General features: G+C 65.4%; 16 protein-coding genes. 9 read left to right on the forward strand and 7 right to left on the reverse strand.

Annotated elements, in window-relative coordinates; all coding sequences use genetic code 11:
- The first annotated feature begins 50 nt into the window (after positions 1-50).
- Positions 51-917, forward strand: a complete 867-nt coding sequence (gene lepB, locus ACRYLT_RS05415) for a signal peptidase I (protein ID WP_482665400.1) — start codon at positions 51-53, stop codon at positions 915-917.
- Positions 914-2,047, forward strand: coding sequence for an AI-2E family transporter (locus ACRYLT_RS05420; protein WP_482663083.1), 1,134 nt, complete (start codon positions 914-916; stop codon positions 2,045-2,047). Before lepB ends, ACRYLT_RS05420 begins: the two co-directional genes overlap by 4 nt.
- A gap of 1 nt (position 2,048) precedes the next feature.
- Here the strand turns inward: ACRYLT_RS05420 and ACRYLT_RS05425 are convergent, their stop codons facing one another.
- From ACRYLT_RS05425 to ACRYLT_RS05445, 5 genes are all read right to left on the reverse strand, one after another.
- Positions 2,049-2,636, reverse strand: coding sequence for an FKBP-type peptidyl-prolyl cis-trans isomerase (locus tag ACRYLT_RS05425; protein ID WP_482663084.1), 588 nt, complete (start codon positions 2,634-2,636; stop codon positions 2,049-2,051).
- 73 nt (positions 2,637-2,709) lie between these two features.
- Positions 2,710-2,916: a 30S ribosomal protein S21 gene (gene rpsU, locus ACRYLT_RS05430; RefSeq protein WP_482665401.1), complete on the reverse strand. Its 207-nt coding sequence runs from the start codon at positions 2,914-2,916 to the stop codon at positions 2,710-2,712.
- 163 nt (positions 2,917-3,079) lie between these two features.
- Positions 3,080-4,390, reverse strand: a complete 1,311-nt coding sequence (locus ACRYLT_RS05435; RefSeq protein ID WP_482663085.1) for a DEAD/DEAH box helicase — start codon at positions 4,388-4,390, stop codon at positions 3,080-3,082.
- A 383-nt stretch (positions 4,391-4,773) separates the two neighbouring features.
- Positions 4,774-5,511 carry a hypothetical protein gene (locus ACRYLT_RS05440; protein WP_482663086.1) on the reverse strand — a complete coding sequence of 246 codons (738 nt, stop codon included), beginning with the start codon at positions 5,509-5,511 and terminating at the stop codon, positions 4,774-4,776.
- A 39-nt stretch (positions 5,512-5,550) separates the two neighbouring features.
- The gene (locus tag ACRYLT_RS05445) at positions 5,551-6,366 is read right to left on the reverse strand and encodes an enoyl-CoA hydratase-related protein (RefSeq protein WP_482663087.1); all 816 of its coding nucleotides are present in this window, start codon (positions 6,364-6,366) and stop codon (positions 5,551-5,553) included.
- A gap of 28 nt (positions 6,367-6,394) precedes the next feature.
- Between ACRYLT_RS05445 and ACRYLT_RS05450 the strand changes: the two genes are divergently transcribed.
- The 5 genes from ACRYLT_RS05450 (at position 6,395) to ACRYLT_RS05470 (ending at position 11,738) form a co-directional block, all read left to right on the forward strand.
- Positions 6,395-6,958: a (2Fe-2S)-binding protein gene (locus ACRYLT_RS05450; protein ID WP_482663088.1), complete on the forward strand. Its 564-nt coding sequence runs from the start codon at positions 6,395-6,397 to the stop codon at positions 6,956-6,958.
- 108 nt (positions 6,959-7,066) lie between these two features.
- Positions 7,067-7,882 (forward strand): RcnB family protein, encoded by an 816-nt coding sequence (locus tag ACRYLT_RS05455; RefSeq protein ID WP_482663089.1) that lies wholly within the window; start codon positions 7,067-7,069, stop codon positions 7,880-7,882.
- A gap of 185 nt (positions 7,883-8,067) precedes the next feature.
- Complete coding sequence (locus tag ACRYLT_RS05460; RefSeq protein ID WP_482663090.1) at positions 8,068-8,742, forward strand: prolyl hydroxylase family protein; 675 nt, start codon at positions 8,068-8,070, stop codon at positions 8,740-8,742.
- A gap of 85 nt (positions 8,743-8,827) precedes the next feature.
- Positions 8,828-10,660: a DUF885 domain-containing protein gene (locus tag ACRYLT_RS05465; RefSeq protein ID WP_482663091.1), complete on the forward strand. Its 1,833-nt coding sequence runs from the start codon at positions 8,828-8,830 to the stop codon at positions 10,658-10,660.
- Positions 10,661-10,664: 4 nt separating this feature from the next.
- Positions 10,665-11,738 carry a S41 family peptidase gene (locus ACRYLT_RS05470; protein ID WP_482663092.1) on the forward strand — a complete coding sequence of 358 codons (1,074 nt, stop codon included), beginning with the start codon at positions 10,665-10,667 and terminating at the stop codon, positions 11,736-11,738.
- A 1-nt stretch (position 11,739) separates the two neighbouring features.
- On the opposite strand, the gene ACRYLT_RS05475 is transcribed toward ACRYLT_RS05470, so the two are convergent.
- On the reverse strand, positions 11,740-13,323 hold the full coding sequence (locus ACRYLT_RS05475; protein ID WP_482663093.1) for a lysine--tRNA ligase: 1,584 nt from the start codon (positions 13,321-13,323) through the stop codon (positions 11,740-11,742).
- 51 nt (positions 13,324-13,374) lie between these two features.
- Positions 13,375-13,887 carry a YybH family protein gene (locus ACRYLT_RS05480; RefSeq protein WP_482663094.1) on the reverse strand — a complete coding sequence of 171 codons (513 nt, stop codon included), beginning with the start codon at positions 13,885-13,887 and terminating at the stop codon, positions 13,375-13,377.
- Between the two features lie 136 nt (positions 13,888-14,023).
- On the opposite strand from ACRYLT_RS05480, the gene ACRYLT_RS05485 reads away from it, so the two are divergent.
- The gene (locus tag ACRYLT_RS05485; protein WP_482663095.1) at positions 14,024-16,729 is read left to right on the forward strand and encodes an ATP-dependent DNA helicase; all 2,706 of its coding nucleotides are present in this window, start codon (positions 14,024-14,026) and stop codon (positions 16,727-16,729) included.
- Complete coding sequence (locus ACRYLT_RS05490; RefSeq protein ID WP_482663096.1) at positions 16,726-17,271, forward strand: SixA phosphatase family protein; 546 nt, start codon at positions 16,726-16,728, stop codon at positions 17,269-17,271. Before ACRYLT_RS05485 ends, ACRYLT_RS05490 begins: the two co-directional genes overlap by 4 nt.
- Positions 17,272-17,277: the final 6 nt, after the last annotated feature.

A 17,277-nucleotide genomic window follows, 5' to 3' on the forward strand; every position in this document is an offset into this window, starting at 1 on the left:
CCGCGGCCGAATCCTTCAACGAAGCCGCTCCGGCAAGCGGCGGCGAAGCCGTGGCGACAGCCGCGCCCCGCGCGGCGCCGCCGAAGAAGGGAACCGACTGGTGGGGTGAGGTCAAGGCCATCTTCTGGCTGATCCTGGCGGTGCTCGCCTTCCACAGCTTCATTGCAAAGCCCTTCTACATCCCGTCCGAATCGATGATGCCGGTCCTCCTCAAGGGCGACCGACTGGTGGTCAGCAAATATCCCTACGGCTGGTCCTGGGTCTCCCCGTCATTTCACATCTTTCCACCGACTCCCGGGCGGGTCTGGGGCGAGATGCCGCGCCGCGGCGACATCGTCATCGTCACGCCGCCGGGACAAAGGGCCGACTATATCAAGCGCGTCATCGGCCTCCCCGGCGACACGATCGAAGTGATCGACGGGCGCGTCTACCTCAACGGTCGCGCGCTGCGCCGCGAGGAGCGGGAGCCCGTGATGCTGCCGATCGACGAAAACCTGCCCTGCACGCCCGACCTGTACGGCGACTTCCGGGTGACCGGACCCGATGGTGAAGCTTATTGCCGGCTGCCCGTCTTTCGCGAATATCTTCCGGACGGGCGCTATTACGACACGATCGACGTCGGCCACTCGCAGGGCGACGACTATCCGCGGATCCAGGTGCCGGAGGGCCATGTCTTCCTGATGGGCGACAATCGCGATCACAGCGCGGACAGCCGCGCCAGCGCCGCCGAGCAGGGACTGGGCGGGCCGGTGCCGTGGGAGAATATCGGCGGTCGCGCCGAGTTCATCACCTTCAGCCTCGACGGCAGTTCCAGCTACATCAATCCGATCAGCTGGTTCACCGCGCTTCGCGGCGGTCGCGCCGGCACGTCGCTTCATCCGGGCCAGGGCCGGGAGGGGGATGCTCCGGCGCAATGAGCGATCCGGAGTCGCGAGCAAGTTCCGGAGCGGCAGCGGTCCGGCGCGCCGCTTCGCCTGACCCTCATGTCGAAACGGCCGGCCCGGCGGAGTTTCGCGACCCGCTAATCCGACAGGAACTCAAGCGCGCGAGCGTCTGGTTCGGCCTCGGTCTTGCCATTCTCGCCGTCATCTTTCTTGCCCAGCCCTTGCTGCTGATCTTCGGAGGAATCGTCTTCGCCTCGATGCTCGATGGCGGCTCGCGTCTCCTTGGGAGGATCCTTCCGATCGGTCGCGGTTGGCGCCTGCTCATCGTGACCTTGCTGGCGCTGGCCTTCATCGTCGGAACGGTCTGGCTGGCCGGAGTGCAGCTCGCCGCTCAGGCCGCGCTGCTTCGCGACGTCGTGACCTCGCAGATCAACCATCTGGTCCGGCTCGCCGCAAGCTACGGACTCGGCGCTGATTCGGTTCAACCTCAGCAGATGCTCGAGCAGTTGATGGGGTCGCTGGGCCTGCTGACGTCCGCCGTCAGCACCGCCATCGGCGGGATCACAAGTCTGGTGATGATCATCGTGATCGGCCTTTTCATCGCCGTCGAGCCTCGAATCTACGAACGCGGCATAGCCTGGATGCTCCCGCTGACGACTCGCCAGCGCTTCTACCGGACGTCCGACCGGATGGGTTTCACCCTTCGCCGGCTGATGGCCGGTCGGCTGCTCGGAATGGCGGTCGAGGGTATCGGCACCTGGCTGCTGCTGATGGCCGGCAATGTTCCGATGGCCGCCTTGCTCGGTCTCCTAACCGGCATCCTCGCCTTCCTGCCCAATATAGGCGCGATCCTTTCGGGGGTGCTGATTGTCCTGGTCGGCTTCAGCGCGGGCGTCGACACCGGCCTTTGGGCGCTTGCGGTCTATGTCATCGTCCAGGTCGTCGACGGCTATCTGATCGTTCCCTACGTGGCCCGCAAGACGGTGGATCTCGCTCCGGCCCTGGTACTCGGCGCGCAGCTCATCTTCGGCGCATTGTTCGGGATCCTGGGCCTGGCCTTGGCCGATCCGATCGTTGCGATGATCAAAGCCGCGCTCGAGCAGAAGTCCTACGACGACAAGGACGAAGCGGTGGCCCCGAACGAGCCTGCCGCAGCCATTTAGTCTATTGGCTGTTACCGGCTGCCGGGGCTTCTCCGCCCTCGAGGCCCTCGGCCGCGCCTGGTTCGCCGCCGGGCGAGCCACCATGAGCTCCCGGAGGACCCATCAGCTGCTGCATTCCGGCCATTCCCGGCGCGATCTGCAGCACTTCGACTTCGAAGACCAGCGTGTCTTCGGGCGTGAACGGAGCGCCGGGCGGCATCGGTTGGGTGACGTGAAGCCCGGGCGGGATCCACAGCATGTAACGACCGCCGGCCTGCATCAGCTGAAGACCCTCGGAAAACCCTGGAAACAGGCCTTCGGTCCCGGTCACGAACGGCTGACCGGTCTGGTCGCTGTCCTGGATCAGCGTACCGTCTTCGGTGCGCAGCTTGTAGCGCAGGGCGACCAGATCGGCAGGGGTCACGGTCGGACCGGTGCCCTCTTCGAGGACGCGGTAGCGCAGGCCGCTTGCGGTCGTGGTCACCTGCTGGCTGCTGGTTCCGACCCAGGCAAGCCCGGCTCCGGCGAGAGAAAGCGCGGCAAGACCGATCCAGAGCTTCAGGACCGAGCCCTTGCGGACGGGGCGAATCGGCACGGCGGTGACGGACATCATTGGCCCCCGAAATGAAACAGGCGGCGATGCTTATCGCCGCCTGCTTGCGATTCCAAGCTGAAGCTGTGCCTTAGCGGCTGCCGTCGCGCTCGGCCCGCTTGCGCTCGAGCTTGCGGGCGCGGCGGATCGCCGCGGCACGCTCGCGGGCGCGCTTCTCCGACGGCTTCTCATAGTGACGGCGCAGCTTCATCTCGCGGTAGACGCCCTCACGCTGCAGCTTCTTCTTGAGCGCGCGCAGCGCCTGGTCGACATTGTTATCGCGAACGATGATTTGCATAAAAGCTCGCCACTCTTCCTTTTCTAACCGGCTGAAGTCTGCAGGCGGCCGATTATCGGCCACTCCTGAACTAAACGTTGATACCAAGAAATTGGTTCACCGCGAAGCACTTCCCCGCAGCGTCGGGCGGCCCGTTAGCAGGGCCGCCCTTCGCTGGCAAGCCTCAGCCCCGCGATGCCTGGCGACGGCCACCGCCCATCGGCTTCACTGCGGAAGCGAAGTTCCGCTTCGGCTTCGACCAATGGCGGCGTCGCTCCTCGTGCCGGGCCGGCTGGCGCTCCTCCTGTCGCGGAGCGACTCGAGTCGACTTGATTCGCTCCGCCTCGGCAACGAAGTTCGCCGGAAGCGGAACGACCGCGATCTTCTGGCGCGTGAGCTTCTCGATGTCGCGCAGGTAGGTTCGTTCGTCCTCGGCGCAGAAGGCGATCGCTACCCCGGCAGCGCCGGCTCGGGCGGTGCGGCCGATCCGGTGAACATATTGCTCAGCCACATTGGGCAGCTCGAAATTGATCACGTGACTGACTCCGGAAACGTCGATTCCGCGCGCCGCGATGTCCGTGGCGATCAGGATCGGAACGTCGCCCGACTTGAACGCAGCCAGCGCCTTTTCCCGCTGGGGCTGGCTCTTGTTGCCGTGGATCGCGGCGGCGGCGATGCCGTTGCCGGCAAGCAGCTTCACCACCCGGTCGGCACCATGCTTCGTACGGGTGAAGATCAGCACCCGGTCCATCGAGCCTTTGTCGCCGAAGCCGACCCGAAGCATCATGGTCAGCAATGCCTGCTTCTCCGCCTGGCCGACAAAGCTCACGAACTGCTCGACTCGCTCGGCGGTGGTGGAGGCCGGCGCTACTCGGACTTCGGCCGGATCGCTCAGGAAGCGGTCGGCCAGCTCCCGGATCGTCTTGGGCATGGTCGCCGAGAAGAACAGGGTCTGGCGCTTGGCCGGAACCAGCTTCACGATCTGCTTGAGCGAATGGATGAATCCGAGGTCGAGCATCTGGTCGGCTTCGTCGAGAACGAGGATTTCCACCTCGCGCAAGCTGAGGCAGTTCTGCTCGACAAGGTCGATGAGACGGCCGGGCGTGGCGACGAGAACGTCGACCCCCCGCTCCAAGGCCCGCTTCTGCTTGCCGATCGGAACGCCGCCAAAGGCGGTCGTCACCGACAGCCGAGCGAAGCGGCTATAGGCCTGGGCACTTTCGGCGATCTGGCTGGCCAGCTCGCGAGTCGGCGCGAGCACCAGCATCCGGCAGGTCTGCGGGCGCGGAACGCGCTTGGCTGCCGCGAGCCGGTCGATCGAGGGAAGCATGAAGGCCGCCGTCTTGCCGGTACCGGTCTGCGCGATCCCGAGCAGGTCGCGGCCCTTCAGAAGGGTCGGGATGGACTGTGCCTGGATCGGCGAGGGGCTGGCATAATTCTTGAGCGCGAGCGCTTTGAGGACGGGCTCCGAAAGCCCGAGCGATTGAAACGACATGTTGAAAATGACTCACTTGAATGCGGCCGCGCACGCAGCCGAAGGCGCGTGCGATGCAGCGGGTTCTGCTGACCCGCGTGAAAAGGGAAAGCCTTGGAAATAACGAGAGCGGAGCCGCGGCGGTTCTACCCGCCTGTTCACGCTGCATGACGCCTCGCTGGAGGCCATGTGGGGGTGAATTGGTTAAAAGTCAAACAATCCGGCACCGGAAGCGTCCGTCACTGCTCGGACGGCGGCAGTTCCTCGGTCTGATGAGTGACCGCGGAATCCAGGTTGACGTCACATTGACCATCCATTCACGTCCGTCGCTCACCGGAGGGTCGATCGGACGGTGAGCGTTCGGCGGGGGCCGCCCATCGTCAGATCGAGTGGGCCGTCGATCTTCACCGGCACGAGACCGGAAACGTCCGGTGCCGATGAAGAACCCGACTCGGAGCGATGTCGGCGAACGTTCCGGCATAGTCCGCCGCCTCTGCGTCGTTCAGCCGGCGGTAGCGGAGTGGCTCGCCCATCACGTTCAGCTGGATGGCATTGCCGGCCAGGACCGCGCGCGTTCCGCGAAAGTCCGCACGGCCGATGTCGTTGGGGAGAAAGCGGAAGCGCAGCCGAGACTCGCCCGCCCGCACCGGCACGGGTTCCGACCACACGTCGTACATGCCCAGGCCGGCGCGCACCGCCACGATTGGGCGACGGGCTTCAGACCGGAGGAGGTAGACTCTCCTGTCGGGATCGAAAATGGCCCTGTCGGTTTCGCCGTTCGCAAATTCGCCGAGGACATCGAGATAGGGAAGGACGCCCTCATTCTGCGTTTCGATCCGAACGACCAGATCAGGCCCCGAGTCGCGAGCGGAACCCATGAACTCGAATCGAGGGGGCGTCACCGGCGGTTCCGTGTCGAGCACGACCGAATCGCCGTCGCGCCGCCACCGCCCTTCCGCCACCAGGTCGACGGCGCCGTAGCTGAAGGCCCAGCGGAACCGCCCCTCCGGCGCCAGCTCCAGCATCGACGCCGTCTCCATCCGTTCGACGATGTAGACGCCTTCGAGCGGATCCTGCGCCGCCGCGGATGCGCCGAAACATATCGCGGCCAATGCGAGGCTGAAGCGCTTCAGCATCCCCATGCCGTCCTCCCGACAGACGAGGCGACATGTCTACACGATTTATTCCGCCAGCGGCCCGAATTTCGGCTCCGTCTTGTTGAGGCGCGCCTGGACGGCTTCGGTCAGATCTGCGCTGACCAGGGTGGCGGCGTTCCACAGCGCGACGTCGCGAAGTCCTTCCTCGACAGGTCGTCCGCGGCTGTGGTTGAGGCTGCGCTTAGCCCCGGCGACGGCCAATGGAGACTTTGCGGCGATCGTTCGGGCAAGTTCGAATCCGGCGGCGAGAGCCGAGTCGCGGTCCGACTCGAGCCGGTTGACGAGGCCGTAGCGGCTGGCTTCCTCCGCGCTCATCCTGCGGCCGGTATAGGTAAGCTCGCGGAGAATCCCGTTCGGCAGCAGATGGGCCAGCCGCTGGAGCGTGCCAAGGTCGGCCGTGATCGCAACGTCGACTTCGGCCACCTGGAAGTAGCCGCCGGTGCTCGCGACCCGAAGATCGCATGCCGCCGCGAGATCCACTCCGGCGCCGATGCAGCCGCCATGGACCACGGCGATCACCGGCGCGCGCGCCTGCTCGACGGCGCTGAACGCGTCCTGGAGCCATTCGATGTGCCGGAGACGAGCCTCGGCCGCCCGTCCAGGATCGGAGCTGGGCGGGAACTGACGCGAGGCATAGTCGAGATCGAGTCCCGCTGTGAAATGCCGGCCTTGGCCGCTCAACAGGATCGCCCGGACGGCCGGGTCGCGCCCCAGCCGGCGAAACGTGTCGCCAATCGCGGCGAACATCTCGCCATCCATGGCGTTGAGCTTGTCGGGGCGGGCGAGTTCGACATGCGCGACGCCCTCGCTCAGCTCGATCGCGATCCGCTCGCTTTCCATCCACGCGCTCCCGTGTCTATTAGCCCGCATGAGCCGCTTTACCGTGAACGGCCAGCCCGTCCACTACCGCATGGATCCCGATACGCCCCTTCTTTGGGCGCTTCGCGACGCCTCCAACCTTACCGGCACGAAGTTCGGCTGCGGCACGGGCGATTGCGGCGCCTGTACCGTTCATGTCGACGGCCATGCGGTCCGGAGCTGCCGGGTCAGGATCGGCGACATCGAGGGCAGCTTCGTCACGACCATCGAAGGCCTGTCGCGCGACCGCTCGCATCCGGTACAGCAGGCCTTTGCCGCCGACATGGTGCCGCAATGCGGCTTCTGCATTCCGGGAATGATCATGGCCGCGGCCGCGCTCATCGATCGCAACGACAGTCCCACCGATGCTCAGATCGATTCGGCGATCACCAATATCTGCCGCTGCGGAATCTATCCGCGGCTGCGTGAGTCGATCCGGCGCGCCGTTCGCATCAAGACGGGGCGGGAGGCCGTCGCCGGCGCTCCACCGCCGGGAATCGCTCCCGAAGATGCGGCGCGAGCCGTTCCGGCCCTGCGGGCTCAACCGCGTCCGTCCCGCTCCGGGACGCCTTGATTCTTGCCTAAGCCTTACGGTGCGGTTCAGGCTCTGCTCATCGCCGAAAGGGCACCGTTTGCCTATCGGGCGGGGTCGGACGCCGCCGGGCAGTGAAGGAGTAAAGCAATGCGCAAGGCATTGATTGGATTGGTCCTGGCGGCGACGGTGCTGACTCCGTTCGCGGCTCGGGCGCAGGAGAGCAACCGCGATAGCCGAGTCCTCGAACGCTATCAGCGACTGGAGCAGCGCAATCAGCAGCGCTCGGAGCGGCGCCAGGCTCGCCAGGAAGCCCGGCAGCAGCGGCAGGCGGTCGAGCAGGCTCATCCTCAGCGGCCAGCGGCACAGGCTCAGGCCCCGGGATGGGGCGGGTCGCGCAGCGATCGCCGGATGCGCGAGCATCAGGAACGCTATGACCGGCTGGCGCGCGAGAATGCCGCCCGCCACGGATCCGAACGGCAGTATCGCCAGGTGGTTCGCGAGCAGCGGCAGGCGAATCGGGAAGCCGGGCGAGAGGACTGGGACGATCGTCGCGACTGGCGACGCGACCGGGACAGAGATGGGCGCGAGTGGCGGCGGGACCGCGACCGCGACTGGCGCGGCGATCGCCGGCGGGATCGGCGGGACTGGCGTCGCGATTGGAGCCGCGACTGGCGCTACGATCGGCGCTATGACTGGAACAGCTGGCGCTATCGCAATCGAAACTATTACCGGCTGCCGCCTTATTATTCTCCCTATCGGAATTGGGGCTACCGGCGCTTCTCGATCGGCCTGAGCCTTCAGCCGCTCTTCTACAGCCAGCGTTACTGGATCAACGATCCCTATTATTACCGGCTTCCGTCGGCTCCTCCGGGCGCCCGGTGGATCCGCTACTATAACGACGTGCTGCTTGTGGACACCTATAGCGGCGAAGTCATCGACGTAATCTACGACTTCTTCTGGTAAGGCCGTCTTCCGCTCGTGGCCGCAAAGGCCCGGAGCCACGCAAGGGATCAGCGGGTTGAATCTGCGCCGCAGGTTCAGGATCGTCCGGCGGACGATCCGACCCGCCGATCCTGGGCGGACCCGCCGATCCCGGGCTTTTCGTTCCGGAAAGACTGCTCTAGGGGCGGCGGAAGCCGGAGCAGGACATGCAGCAGAGCGTCGACTACAAGATCGCGATCGGGAGCTGGGTTGCGGACCGCCTCGTTCGAAATCCCACCGTGTTCAAGATCCCATCCAACGATCTGCAAATCTTCGTTGCTCGGGACTTCCTCACCGCGGCGGAATGCTCCGCCGTGATCAAGCTGATCGATTCGGAACGCATCCCGTCGCAGCTGCTTGCACCGAGCGAGGACCCGGAGTTTCGAACCAGCGAGAGCTGCAATCTCAGCCCCCTCCACCCGATCGTTCGCCAGGTGGAGCAGAAGATCACCGACCTGATGGGGATCAATCCTGAGCATGGCGAGACGGTTCAGGGGCAGCGTTATGCCGTCGGCCAGCAGTTCAAGGCGCATCATGATTTCTTCTATACGGACCAGCCTTACTGGCCGGAGATGGAACGCACCGGCGGGCAGCGCACCTGGACGGTCATGATCTTCCTGAATGCTCCCGAATCGGGTGGACACACCTACTTCCCCCAGGCCAACGTGAAGGTGGCGCCGAGAGCGGGAAATCTGCTCGCCTGGAACAATCTCGACGCGGCCGGGCAGCCCAACCCTTTCTCGATCCATCAGGGGATGCCGGTGGAACAGGGCGTGAAATACATCATCACCAAATGGTATCGTGAGCGCCCTTGGCGCTATTCCGACGCCCCCACCTACTGACGGGCGGTCAACCGAAATCGATTGCGGTCAGCCTCCCTGCTGTTTTATGTCGGTGCCACACCGAGCCTTGGGGGAGCCAGTCGATATGAGACGCCACGCCGCCTTTCTTGCCGCCGCATCCTTGATCATCCTGAGTGCCTGCGCGACCAGTGAAGCTCGCTCGTCGCAACCCGCCGCCGCAGCGGCGCCCCAAGCCGCCGCCGAAAGTCCCCATGATCGACTTCATCGCCTTTTCCGGGAAAGCGACGAGGCGAGCCTGCGCCGCAATCCGGTTTCCGCCATGTTTCGCGGCGACTTCCGCTACGCCGATCGGCTCGGCGATTTCTTGAGCGACGAGTATTTCGCAGAGGAGCGCGCCGCCGCCGAGCAGGATCTGGCGGTGCTCGCCAGTATCGATCGCGAAGCGCTGAGCGAGACCGATCGCCTGGCCTATGACGTTTTCAAATATCAGCGCGAGGACGATCTTCTGGACGTCCGTCCGGATTATCTGGCGCTCACCGTCGTCCGGCCGCTCAACCATTTCACCGGCTTCCACACCTTCTATCCGGTGTTCGCTTCCGGGCGGAACGTCGCTCCGTTCCGCAACGTCGAGGATTACGAGAATAATCTGAAGCGGCACCGCCAGTTCGTTCAGGCGTTCGACCGGGTGATCGACCGCTTCCGCCAGGGCCTGGATTCAGGGGTGGTCGACACCAAGCTCACCATCCGGAACGTCATCGGCCAGCTTGACACCCAACTCGCCGTTGCTCCCGAAGAATCCCCCTATTTCGGGCCCGTCCAGAACTTCCCGGATGCGGTTCCCGAATCGGAAAGAGCGCGCCTGAGGCAGGCGCATCTCGAGATCATCCGGGAGGGCATCTATCCCGCTTACCGTCGACTTCGAGACTTTCTCCAGAACGAATATCTGCCACGCGCCCGCGATGGAGTTGGCCTGGTTCACATGCGGGGCGGCGAGCTGCTCTACCAGCGGCTGATCCAGGAAAATACGACTCTGCCGCTAAGCGCGGACCATGTCCACGATCTCGGCCTGAGCGAGGTCGCTCGCATTCGTGCCGAGATGGAGGCGATCAAGGAGCGGGTCGGGTTCCGGGGAACGCTCGCCCAGTTCTTCGAACATCTGCGTACCGATCCTCAGTTCGAGCCGCCGAGCCGCGAATGGATGCGCAACCGCTATTACGAGATCGGCCGAACCGTCGAATCGCGCATCGGCCAATTTTTCTCGACCATGCCGCGCTCGCGGCTCGAGATACGGGAGGTCGAGGCCTTTCGCGAGCGCAATGCGGCCGGCGGCTCCTATCAGGACGGGACTCCGGATGGGTCCCGCCCCGGCATATTCTACTACAATGCCTATGATCTGCCCTCGCGGCGGACTTACGGCATGGAGACCCTCTATCTCCACGAGGGCGCACCCGGCCATCATTTCCAGATCATGCTGGCCAGCGAAAATGAGGCTCTGCCCAGCTTCATGCGCTTCGGCGGCAACACCGCCTTTGTCGAAGGCTGGGCTCTCTACGCCGAGACTCTGTGGGATGAACTCGGCATGGAAACGGATCCCTATCAGCGGTTCGGCGGACTGAATGACGAGATGCTGAGAGCCATGCGCCTCGTCGTCGATACCGGCATCCATGCCAAGGGCTGGACCCGTGAACAAGCGATCCGGTACATGCTCGACAATAGCGGAATGAGCGAAACGGAAGTCACCGCCGAGGTCGAGCGCTACATCGCCATCCCAGGCCAGGCGTTGGCCTACAAGATCGGCCAGCTGAAAATTCTCGAACTGAGGGCCCGTGCCGAGCGCGAGCTTGGCTCCCGCTTCGACCTCAAGGACTTCCACGCCCAGGTGCTGATGAGCGGAGCGTTGCCGCTCACCGTTCTCGAACAGAAGATCGACAACTGGATCGCGGCGCGGCGGAGCTGAGGCTGTGCCAAAGCCTTTCATCGCCCTGATGGCGGCTCTCGCGGCCGTCGCAGGAGCGGCGATCGCGCAAGTGCCGGCGGTTGGGCAGGTCGAGCCCCCGACTGGTCCCTTGGTCTCAGACAGCGAAGCGGACCGGGCCGCCGTGGTGGAGCGCTTGGCCAAGGCGCTCGAGGACAATTTCGTCTTCCCGGAGGTCGGCCGCCGCTATGCCGAAGCCCTCAGAAGCAAGGCCGCCGCGGGCGGCTATCGGAACCTGGGCGAGCGCTTCGCGGAAACGATCGAAGCCGATCTTCAGGCGATCCATCCCGACCGGCACCTTCGCCTCGGCTCGAGCTCGGCTTCGCTGTCCGGCCCGGGGCCCCGGCGGGCAATGCGGGCTCCTGATCCTTCACCGGCGATCGGCCGCTCGGGATGGATCGCGGACGGAGTCGCCTATATCGATCTCGGCCTTTTTCCCGGAACGCCCGAAGTGGTCGGGCGGATCGAGCGCTTCCTGCGCGATCATCGGGACGCGCGAACGCTCGTCTTCGACATCCGCAACCACCGGGGCGGGGGACTTGCGGAGATGGATGCGATCTTTCCCTGGATCTTTGCCGAGCAAACGGTCCTGGTCGGAATGGACACGCGCGAGGCAGTGGTTAGGCGTCAAGGCGATCCGGTTCCGAACGGACCGACGCTCCGACCGGCGACCGGACCGGCCGGAGTGGTCCGACGCATGCATTTCGCGGTACCTCGCGAGGAAGCTTCGCCCTTGCGTCGGGCACAGGTCTTTGTCCTGACCTCCCACCGAAGCGCGTCCGCCGCCGAGCATTTTGCCCTTGCCCTGAAGCGCACCGGCCGGGCCACACTGATCGGGGAGACGACGGCAGGCGCGGGCCATTATGGCGGGCCGGCTTCCCTGGGCAGCGGCTACTCCGCCTTCATTCCGGTCGGCCGGACCTTCGATCCCGACAATGGCCAGGGCTGGGAAGGCGTCGGCGTATCCCCTCATGTCGCGATCTCGGCCGACCAGGCGCTCGACGAGGCGTTGCGCCGCGCCGGCGTCGATCCTTCGCAGCGCCGCGAGCTGGCGCGCTAGCTCAGACGGACTCCAATGCCTGGGCGATGAGCTTGCGGCTGTTTGCGATCCCGTAGAGTGCGATGAAGCTGCCCATTCGCGGCCCTTGGCTGGTGCCGAGCAAGGTCTCGTACAGCGCCCCGAACCAGTCGCGCAGATTCTCGAACTCGTGCACCTTTCCGATTTCGTAGACCTCGTTCTGGATCGTCTCGGAATCGGCCTCCTCGGGTAGTTCGGCAAGACGGGAGTCGAGATCGCGAAGAGCCGCCGCCTCGATCGCCGTCGGTGGGCGATGGCGAAGCGAATCCGCGATGAAGTCACGGAAATAGGCGAGCGCGAAATCCAGCAGCCGATCGAGCTCGGGATGGCTCTTCGGCGACGCTTCCGGGCAGTAGCGCCTGACGAAGCCCCACAGCAATTCCTTGTCGTCGGTCGAGGCGACGGCGACGAGGTTCAGGAGAAGCGCGAAGCTGATCGGCATTCGCGCGGGCGGCACCTGGCCGGCATGAACATGGTGCACGGGATTGCCGAGCTTCTTGTCCAGCGGCTGCTCGGGATAGGCGGCGAGGAACTGAAAATATTCGTCCACCGCCTTGGGAATGACCGAAAAGCTGAGCTGCTTGGCCTTCTTCGGATCACGATAGAGATAGAAGGCGAGGCTCTCCTCCGGCGCATAGGTCAGCCACTCGTCGATCGTGACCCCATTGCCCTTGGTCTTCGAGATCTTCTCGCCATTTTCGTCGAGGAACATCTCGTAGGTGAAGCCTTCCGGCGGTCGGGCGCCGAGGATCCGGGCGATCTTGCTGCTCTGAGTGACGCTGTCGATCAGGTCCTTGCCCGACATCTCGTAGTCGACGCCGAGCGCCACCCAGCGCATCGCCCAGTCGACCTTCCATTGCAGTTTTGCGCCGCCGGACAGGATCGACTGCTCCACCGCCTGATGAGTCGCAGGATCGACATAACGAATCATGCCCGTTTCGGCGTCCAGCACCTCGACCGGCACCTGAAGCACCTTGCCGCTCGCCGGGCTGATCGGGAGCACCGGCGAATAGGTTTGGCGACGCTCCTCCCGAAGCGTAGGCAGCATCACGCCCATGATCTCGTCATATCGGCGAAGCACCTGCCTCAGCGCTTCGTCGAAGCGGCCGGACCGGTAGCAGTCGCTCGAGGCGAGGAACTCATAGTCGAAGCCGAACCGGTCGAGGAACTGCCGGAGCAGCTGGTTATTATGGGCGGCATAGCTGTCATGACCGCATCCGAAAGGGTCCGGCACCACGGAAAGGGGCTGGTCGAGATGCGAATGCATCATGTCCTGGTGCGGAACATTGGGCGGCACCTTGCGCATCCCGTCCATGTCGTCCGAAAAGGCGACGAGACGGCTCGGCCAGCCCGCCATTTCCTGGAGCGCATGCCGGACCATCAACGTCCGGGCCACCTCCTGGAAAGTGCCGAGGTGAGGAAGGCCCGACGGTCCATAGCCAGTCTCGAACAGGATCGGCTTGTCGCCGGGGCCATCGGGGTAGCGCTTGAGCAGCTTGCGGGCTTCTTCGTAGGGCCAGGCCTTTGAGACCATTGCGGCTTCGCGAAGCTCAGGAGGGATCAGCATGCCCGCGTCATTGCGGTCTCGCCCGCTCGCGCGCAAGCGCCAAAGCGGCGATCAACCGTCGAAGTGCAGCCCTTCCACCGGGCGGAGCGCCGTCCAGGCCGATTCCTCGGCCGGCATGCTGGCATCACCGATAATCCGCCAGGAGCCATCGGACCCGCGCTGCAGAGTCACCAGGAAACGCGCATGGCGGGTTATCGACTGTCCGTCAGGCCGGCGGATCGTCTGGCGCATGTAGCCCGCGTCCAAGGCGATCTCGCCGATGATCGACCGGCGCTCGATTCGATACGCCGTGTCGATACTCGCATTCTCGGTCCTGAGCCGCTCGGCCATCGGACGCAGCCGAGCCGGCAGCTCTGCGCCCGACACCGGCGGGCCGGGCCGGGCATCTACAAGCAGGCCTTCGGCGGCAAAGGCGGCCGTCATGCCGGGGACACTGCCCGCAGCCCGGGCCTCCGCCAGCCGCTGATAAACGGCGTTGATGGCGCGATCTTCCGGGCGGGCAGCCGCCGCAGGCGAAGCGACCCAGACGATCGAAGCCATGATCAGCACAGACATTCTCATCATTCGCTCTCCTTGCGCGGACCGACTACAATCGTGATCGAAATCGCGGCGGAGGTTTCGACCAAAGCCGGCCCTGGCTCGACAAAGGTTCGCCCGCCATGCGGTTGCCGTTTCGTTCCATGTCGGCCATGGCTGCCGAGTGAGCTCGGCTTTCCCCTATCCCGCACTCCACGCGACCCATGCCGGAATATGGATCGCTTACCCGGATGGTGGTGTGGAGGCGGTCGGACGAGGACAGGCGATCGCTCGAGCGGCCGAGACGCCGATGATCATGCTGAACGCGCCGCTGGTCGGCAATCGGCTCGGCTATCCCGATCTTTCCGGTCTGGATCTGCTGGAACTGTTCGCTTTCGTCCATCCGGCGCGCTTTGCCGTGCCGACGCCCAAGGGGATGGCCGACGCACTCGGACTGGCGCCGCCCGGAGGCGAGGGCGAGGCCGCCGCTTTCCTGCGAGCTGCCGCGCTCCGACTTCTGCAAACCCTGGGTGGAGACTGGGAGGAGCGGGAAGGGGCCTGGGCATCCGCCCAGGCGCTGTCCCGCCTGCGCTGGCCCTGGGGTACGGCCGTGACGGAACGGCTGGCCCGCCCCGTTCGCGAGGAGCGCTGGCTGTTCAGCCGGCTGCCGGAATGGGAGGAGAGCGGCGGCCGATCACCGGCGAAGTCGGTTCGCCTGGCGCCGGAGGCGGCGATCGGCAGGCTTGCCGAACTGACCGGCGAAGGCGCCGAACTGCGCCAAGGGCAGCGAGATTATGCCGCCGCCGCGTCGCAGGTTTTTGCCCCCCGAAAACAGGAGGGGCAGCCGAACGTCTTGCTCGCCGAGGCCGGAACCGGGATCGGCAAGACGCTCGGCTACCTCGCTCCCGCTTCCGCCTGGGCCGGTCAGGCCGAGGGGACTGTGTGGGTATCGACCTACACCAAGGCGCTCCAGCGCCAGCTCGACCGTGAGACACGCCGGGTCTTTCCCGATCCCGAGGAGCGGAAGCGGAAGGTGGTGATCCGTAAGGGGCGCGAGAACTATCTTTGTCTGCTCAACCTGGAGGATGCGCTTCAGGGGGGCTTTTCCGGGCGCGCCGCGATCCTGGCCCAGCTGGTGGCGAGATGGGCGGCTTACACCCGGGATGGCGACATGGTCGGGGGCGACCTCCCCGGCTGGCTGACCTCCCTGTTCCGACGCGCCGGAGCAACAGCGCTGACCGATCGCCGAGGAGAATGCGTCTATGCCGGCTGCCCCCATTATCGCCGCTGCTTCATCGAACGTGCCGCTCGGGCCAGCAGCAGCGCTGACCTGGTCATCGCCAACCACGCTTTGGTGATGGTGAACGCCGCCCGCGGACGGGAGAGCGGGCAGGCGCCGACTCGAATCGTCTTCGATGAAGGTCATCATCTGTTCGATGCCGCGGATTCGACCTTTGCGGCGGCTCTGACCGGCCAGGAAACGATCGAGCTCAGGCGCTGGATCGTCGGTCCCGAAGGCAAGTCGCGGGGCCGACGGCGAGGGCTCGCGGCCCGGCTGATGGACGTCGCCTCCTATGACGAAGCGGGCGGAATGGCGCTGGAGACGGCCGTTCAGATGGCGGGGGCTCTGCCGTCGGAGGGCTGGCTGCAGCGCCTTGCCGAGGGCGCTCCGTTCGGCCCGATCGAGAAGCTGCTCTCGGCCGTGCGCGGCACCGTCTATGCCCGGGCAACCGCGCAGGACGCCGGCTATGGTCTGGAAACGGAACTCGCCGAACCGGATGCTGCCCTGGTCGAGGCGGCCGCGCCCGCAGTGGAGGCTCTGGAAGGGCTTCTCCGGCCGCTGGTGGCGCTCGGCAAGAGACTCGAAGCGGTGCTGGAAGATGCGCCGGACTGGCTCGACGCCCAGGCGCGGGCCCGGGTGGAGGGAGCGATTGGCGGCCTGAGCTGGCGTACCCAGACACTTTCCGCCTGGATCGGGCTCGCGGCAAGGATCGGGGGGCCGGCCGATCCCGACTTCGTCGACTGGATCGCGATCGATCGGGTCGAAGGGCGAGAATTCGATGTCGGGCTTCACCGGCACTGGCTCGATCCGACCCGGCCGCTCGCCGACTCGGTTCTGAAGCCGGCCCACGGCGTTCTGGTCACCTCCGCCACCCTGCGCGGCAGTGGCGACTGGACGGCCGCCGAGGGCCGGACCGGAGCCTGTCACCTGGGCGGTCCGGTGGCACGTTTCGAAGCCGCGAGCCCGTTCGACTATATGGCGAGAAGCGAGGTGCTGGTGGTCACCGATGTGAAGAAGGGCGATGCCGCCGCGCTCGCCGGAGCCTATGCCCGGCTGATCGAAGCGGCGGGCGGCGGTACGCTCGGCCTGTTCACGGCCATCCAACGGCTCAGGGCCGTCCACGCCCGGATCGCGGACCGGCTCGCTCGTGCCGGGCTTCCACTCTACGCCCAGCATGTCGATCCGATTGACACCGGAACCATTGTCGACATTTTCCGTGACGACCCCAGGGCATCGTTGCTGGGCACCGATGCCCTTCGCGACGGGGTCGACGTTCCGGGAGAATCGCTTCGTCTGGTCGTGATGGAGGGCGTTCCCTGGCCGCGGCCGACCGTGCTTCATGCGGCTCGGCGGACGGCCGGAGGCGGCTCCGCCTATGACGATCAGGTGGTTCGGGCGAGGCTCGCCCAGGCGTTCGGCCGGCTCATCCGGCGACAGCAGGATCGGGGCTTGTTCGTGCTTCTTTCGGGAGCGACGCCGTCACGCCTGCTCACCGCTTTTCCTCCCGGGGTGCGAATTTCGCGTGTTCCTCTTGCGGAAGCGATCGAAAGGGTAAGAATAGGCCTGTCACAGAACGAGGCTAAGATGCTGACCGAAGGGGCGGCATGAAGACGTTGATCCTGCTGAGGCATGCCAAGTCGAGCTGGGACGACCCGGTTGCTCGCGACTTCGACCGGCCGCTCAACAAGCGCGGCCGCAAGGCGGCGCGGACCATCGGCCGGGAGATGCGCAGCCGGGGAATGGAGTTCGACAGCATCATCGCGTCGCCCGCCGCCCGGGTGGTCGAAACCCTCGCCGACGTATCGGAAGGCTATGGAAGTTCCATCGAGCCGGAATATGATCAACGGGTCTATCTCGCGTCCGTGACGACCCTGCTGGAGATCGTCCAGGAGGCCGACGATGGCGCCGACCGGCTATTGATCGTCGGTCACAATCCTGGCCTCGAATCGCTGGCGATGCTTCTCACTCAGGAGGATTCGGACGGGCTTCGGGGAGAGCTGGCCGTCAAATATCCAACGGCGACGATTGCGGAGATCGCCTTCCCTGTCGATCATTGGCGGGATGTGGCGGCGGGAAGCGGCCGGCTCAATCGGTTCATCCGACCACGCGACCTCGATCCGGATCTCGGACCGGACGAGGACAGCCATTGAGCACCA

It is taken from the genome of Sphingosinicella sp. SM1-17 (assembly GCF_056821765.1).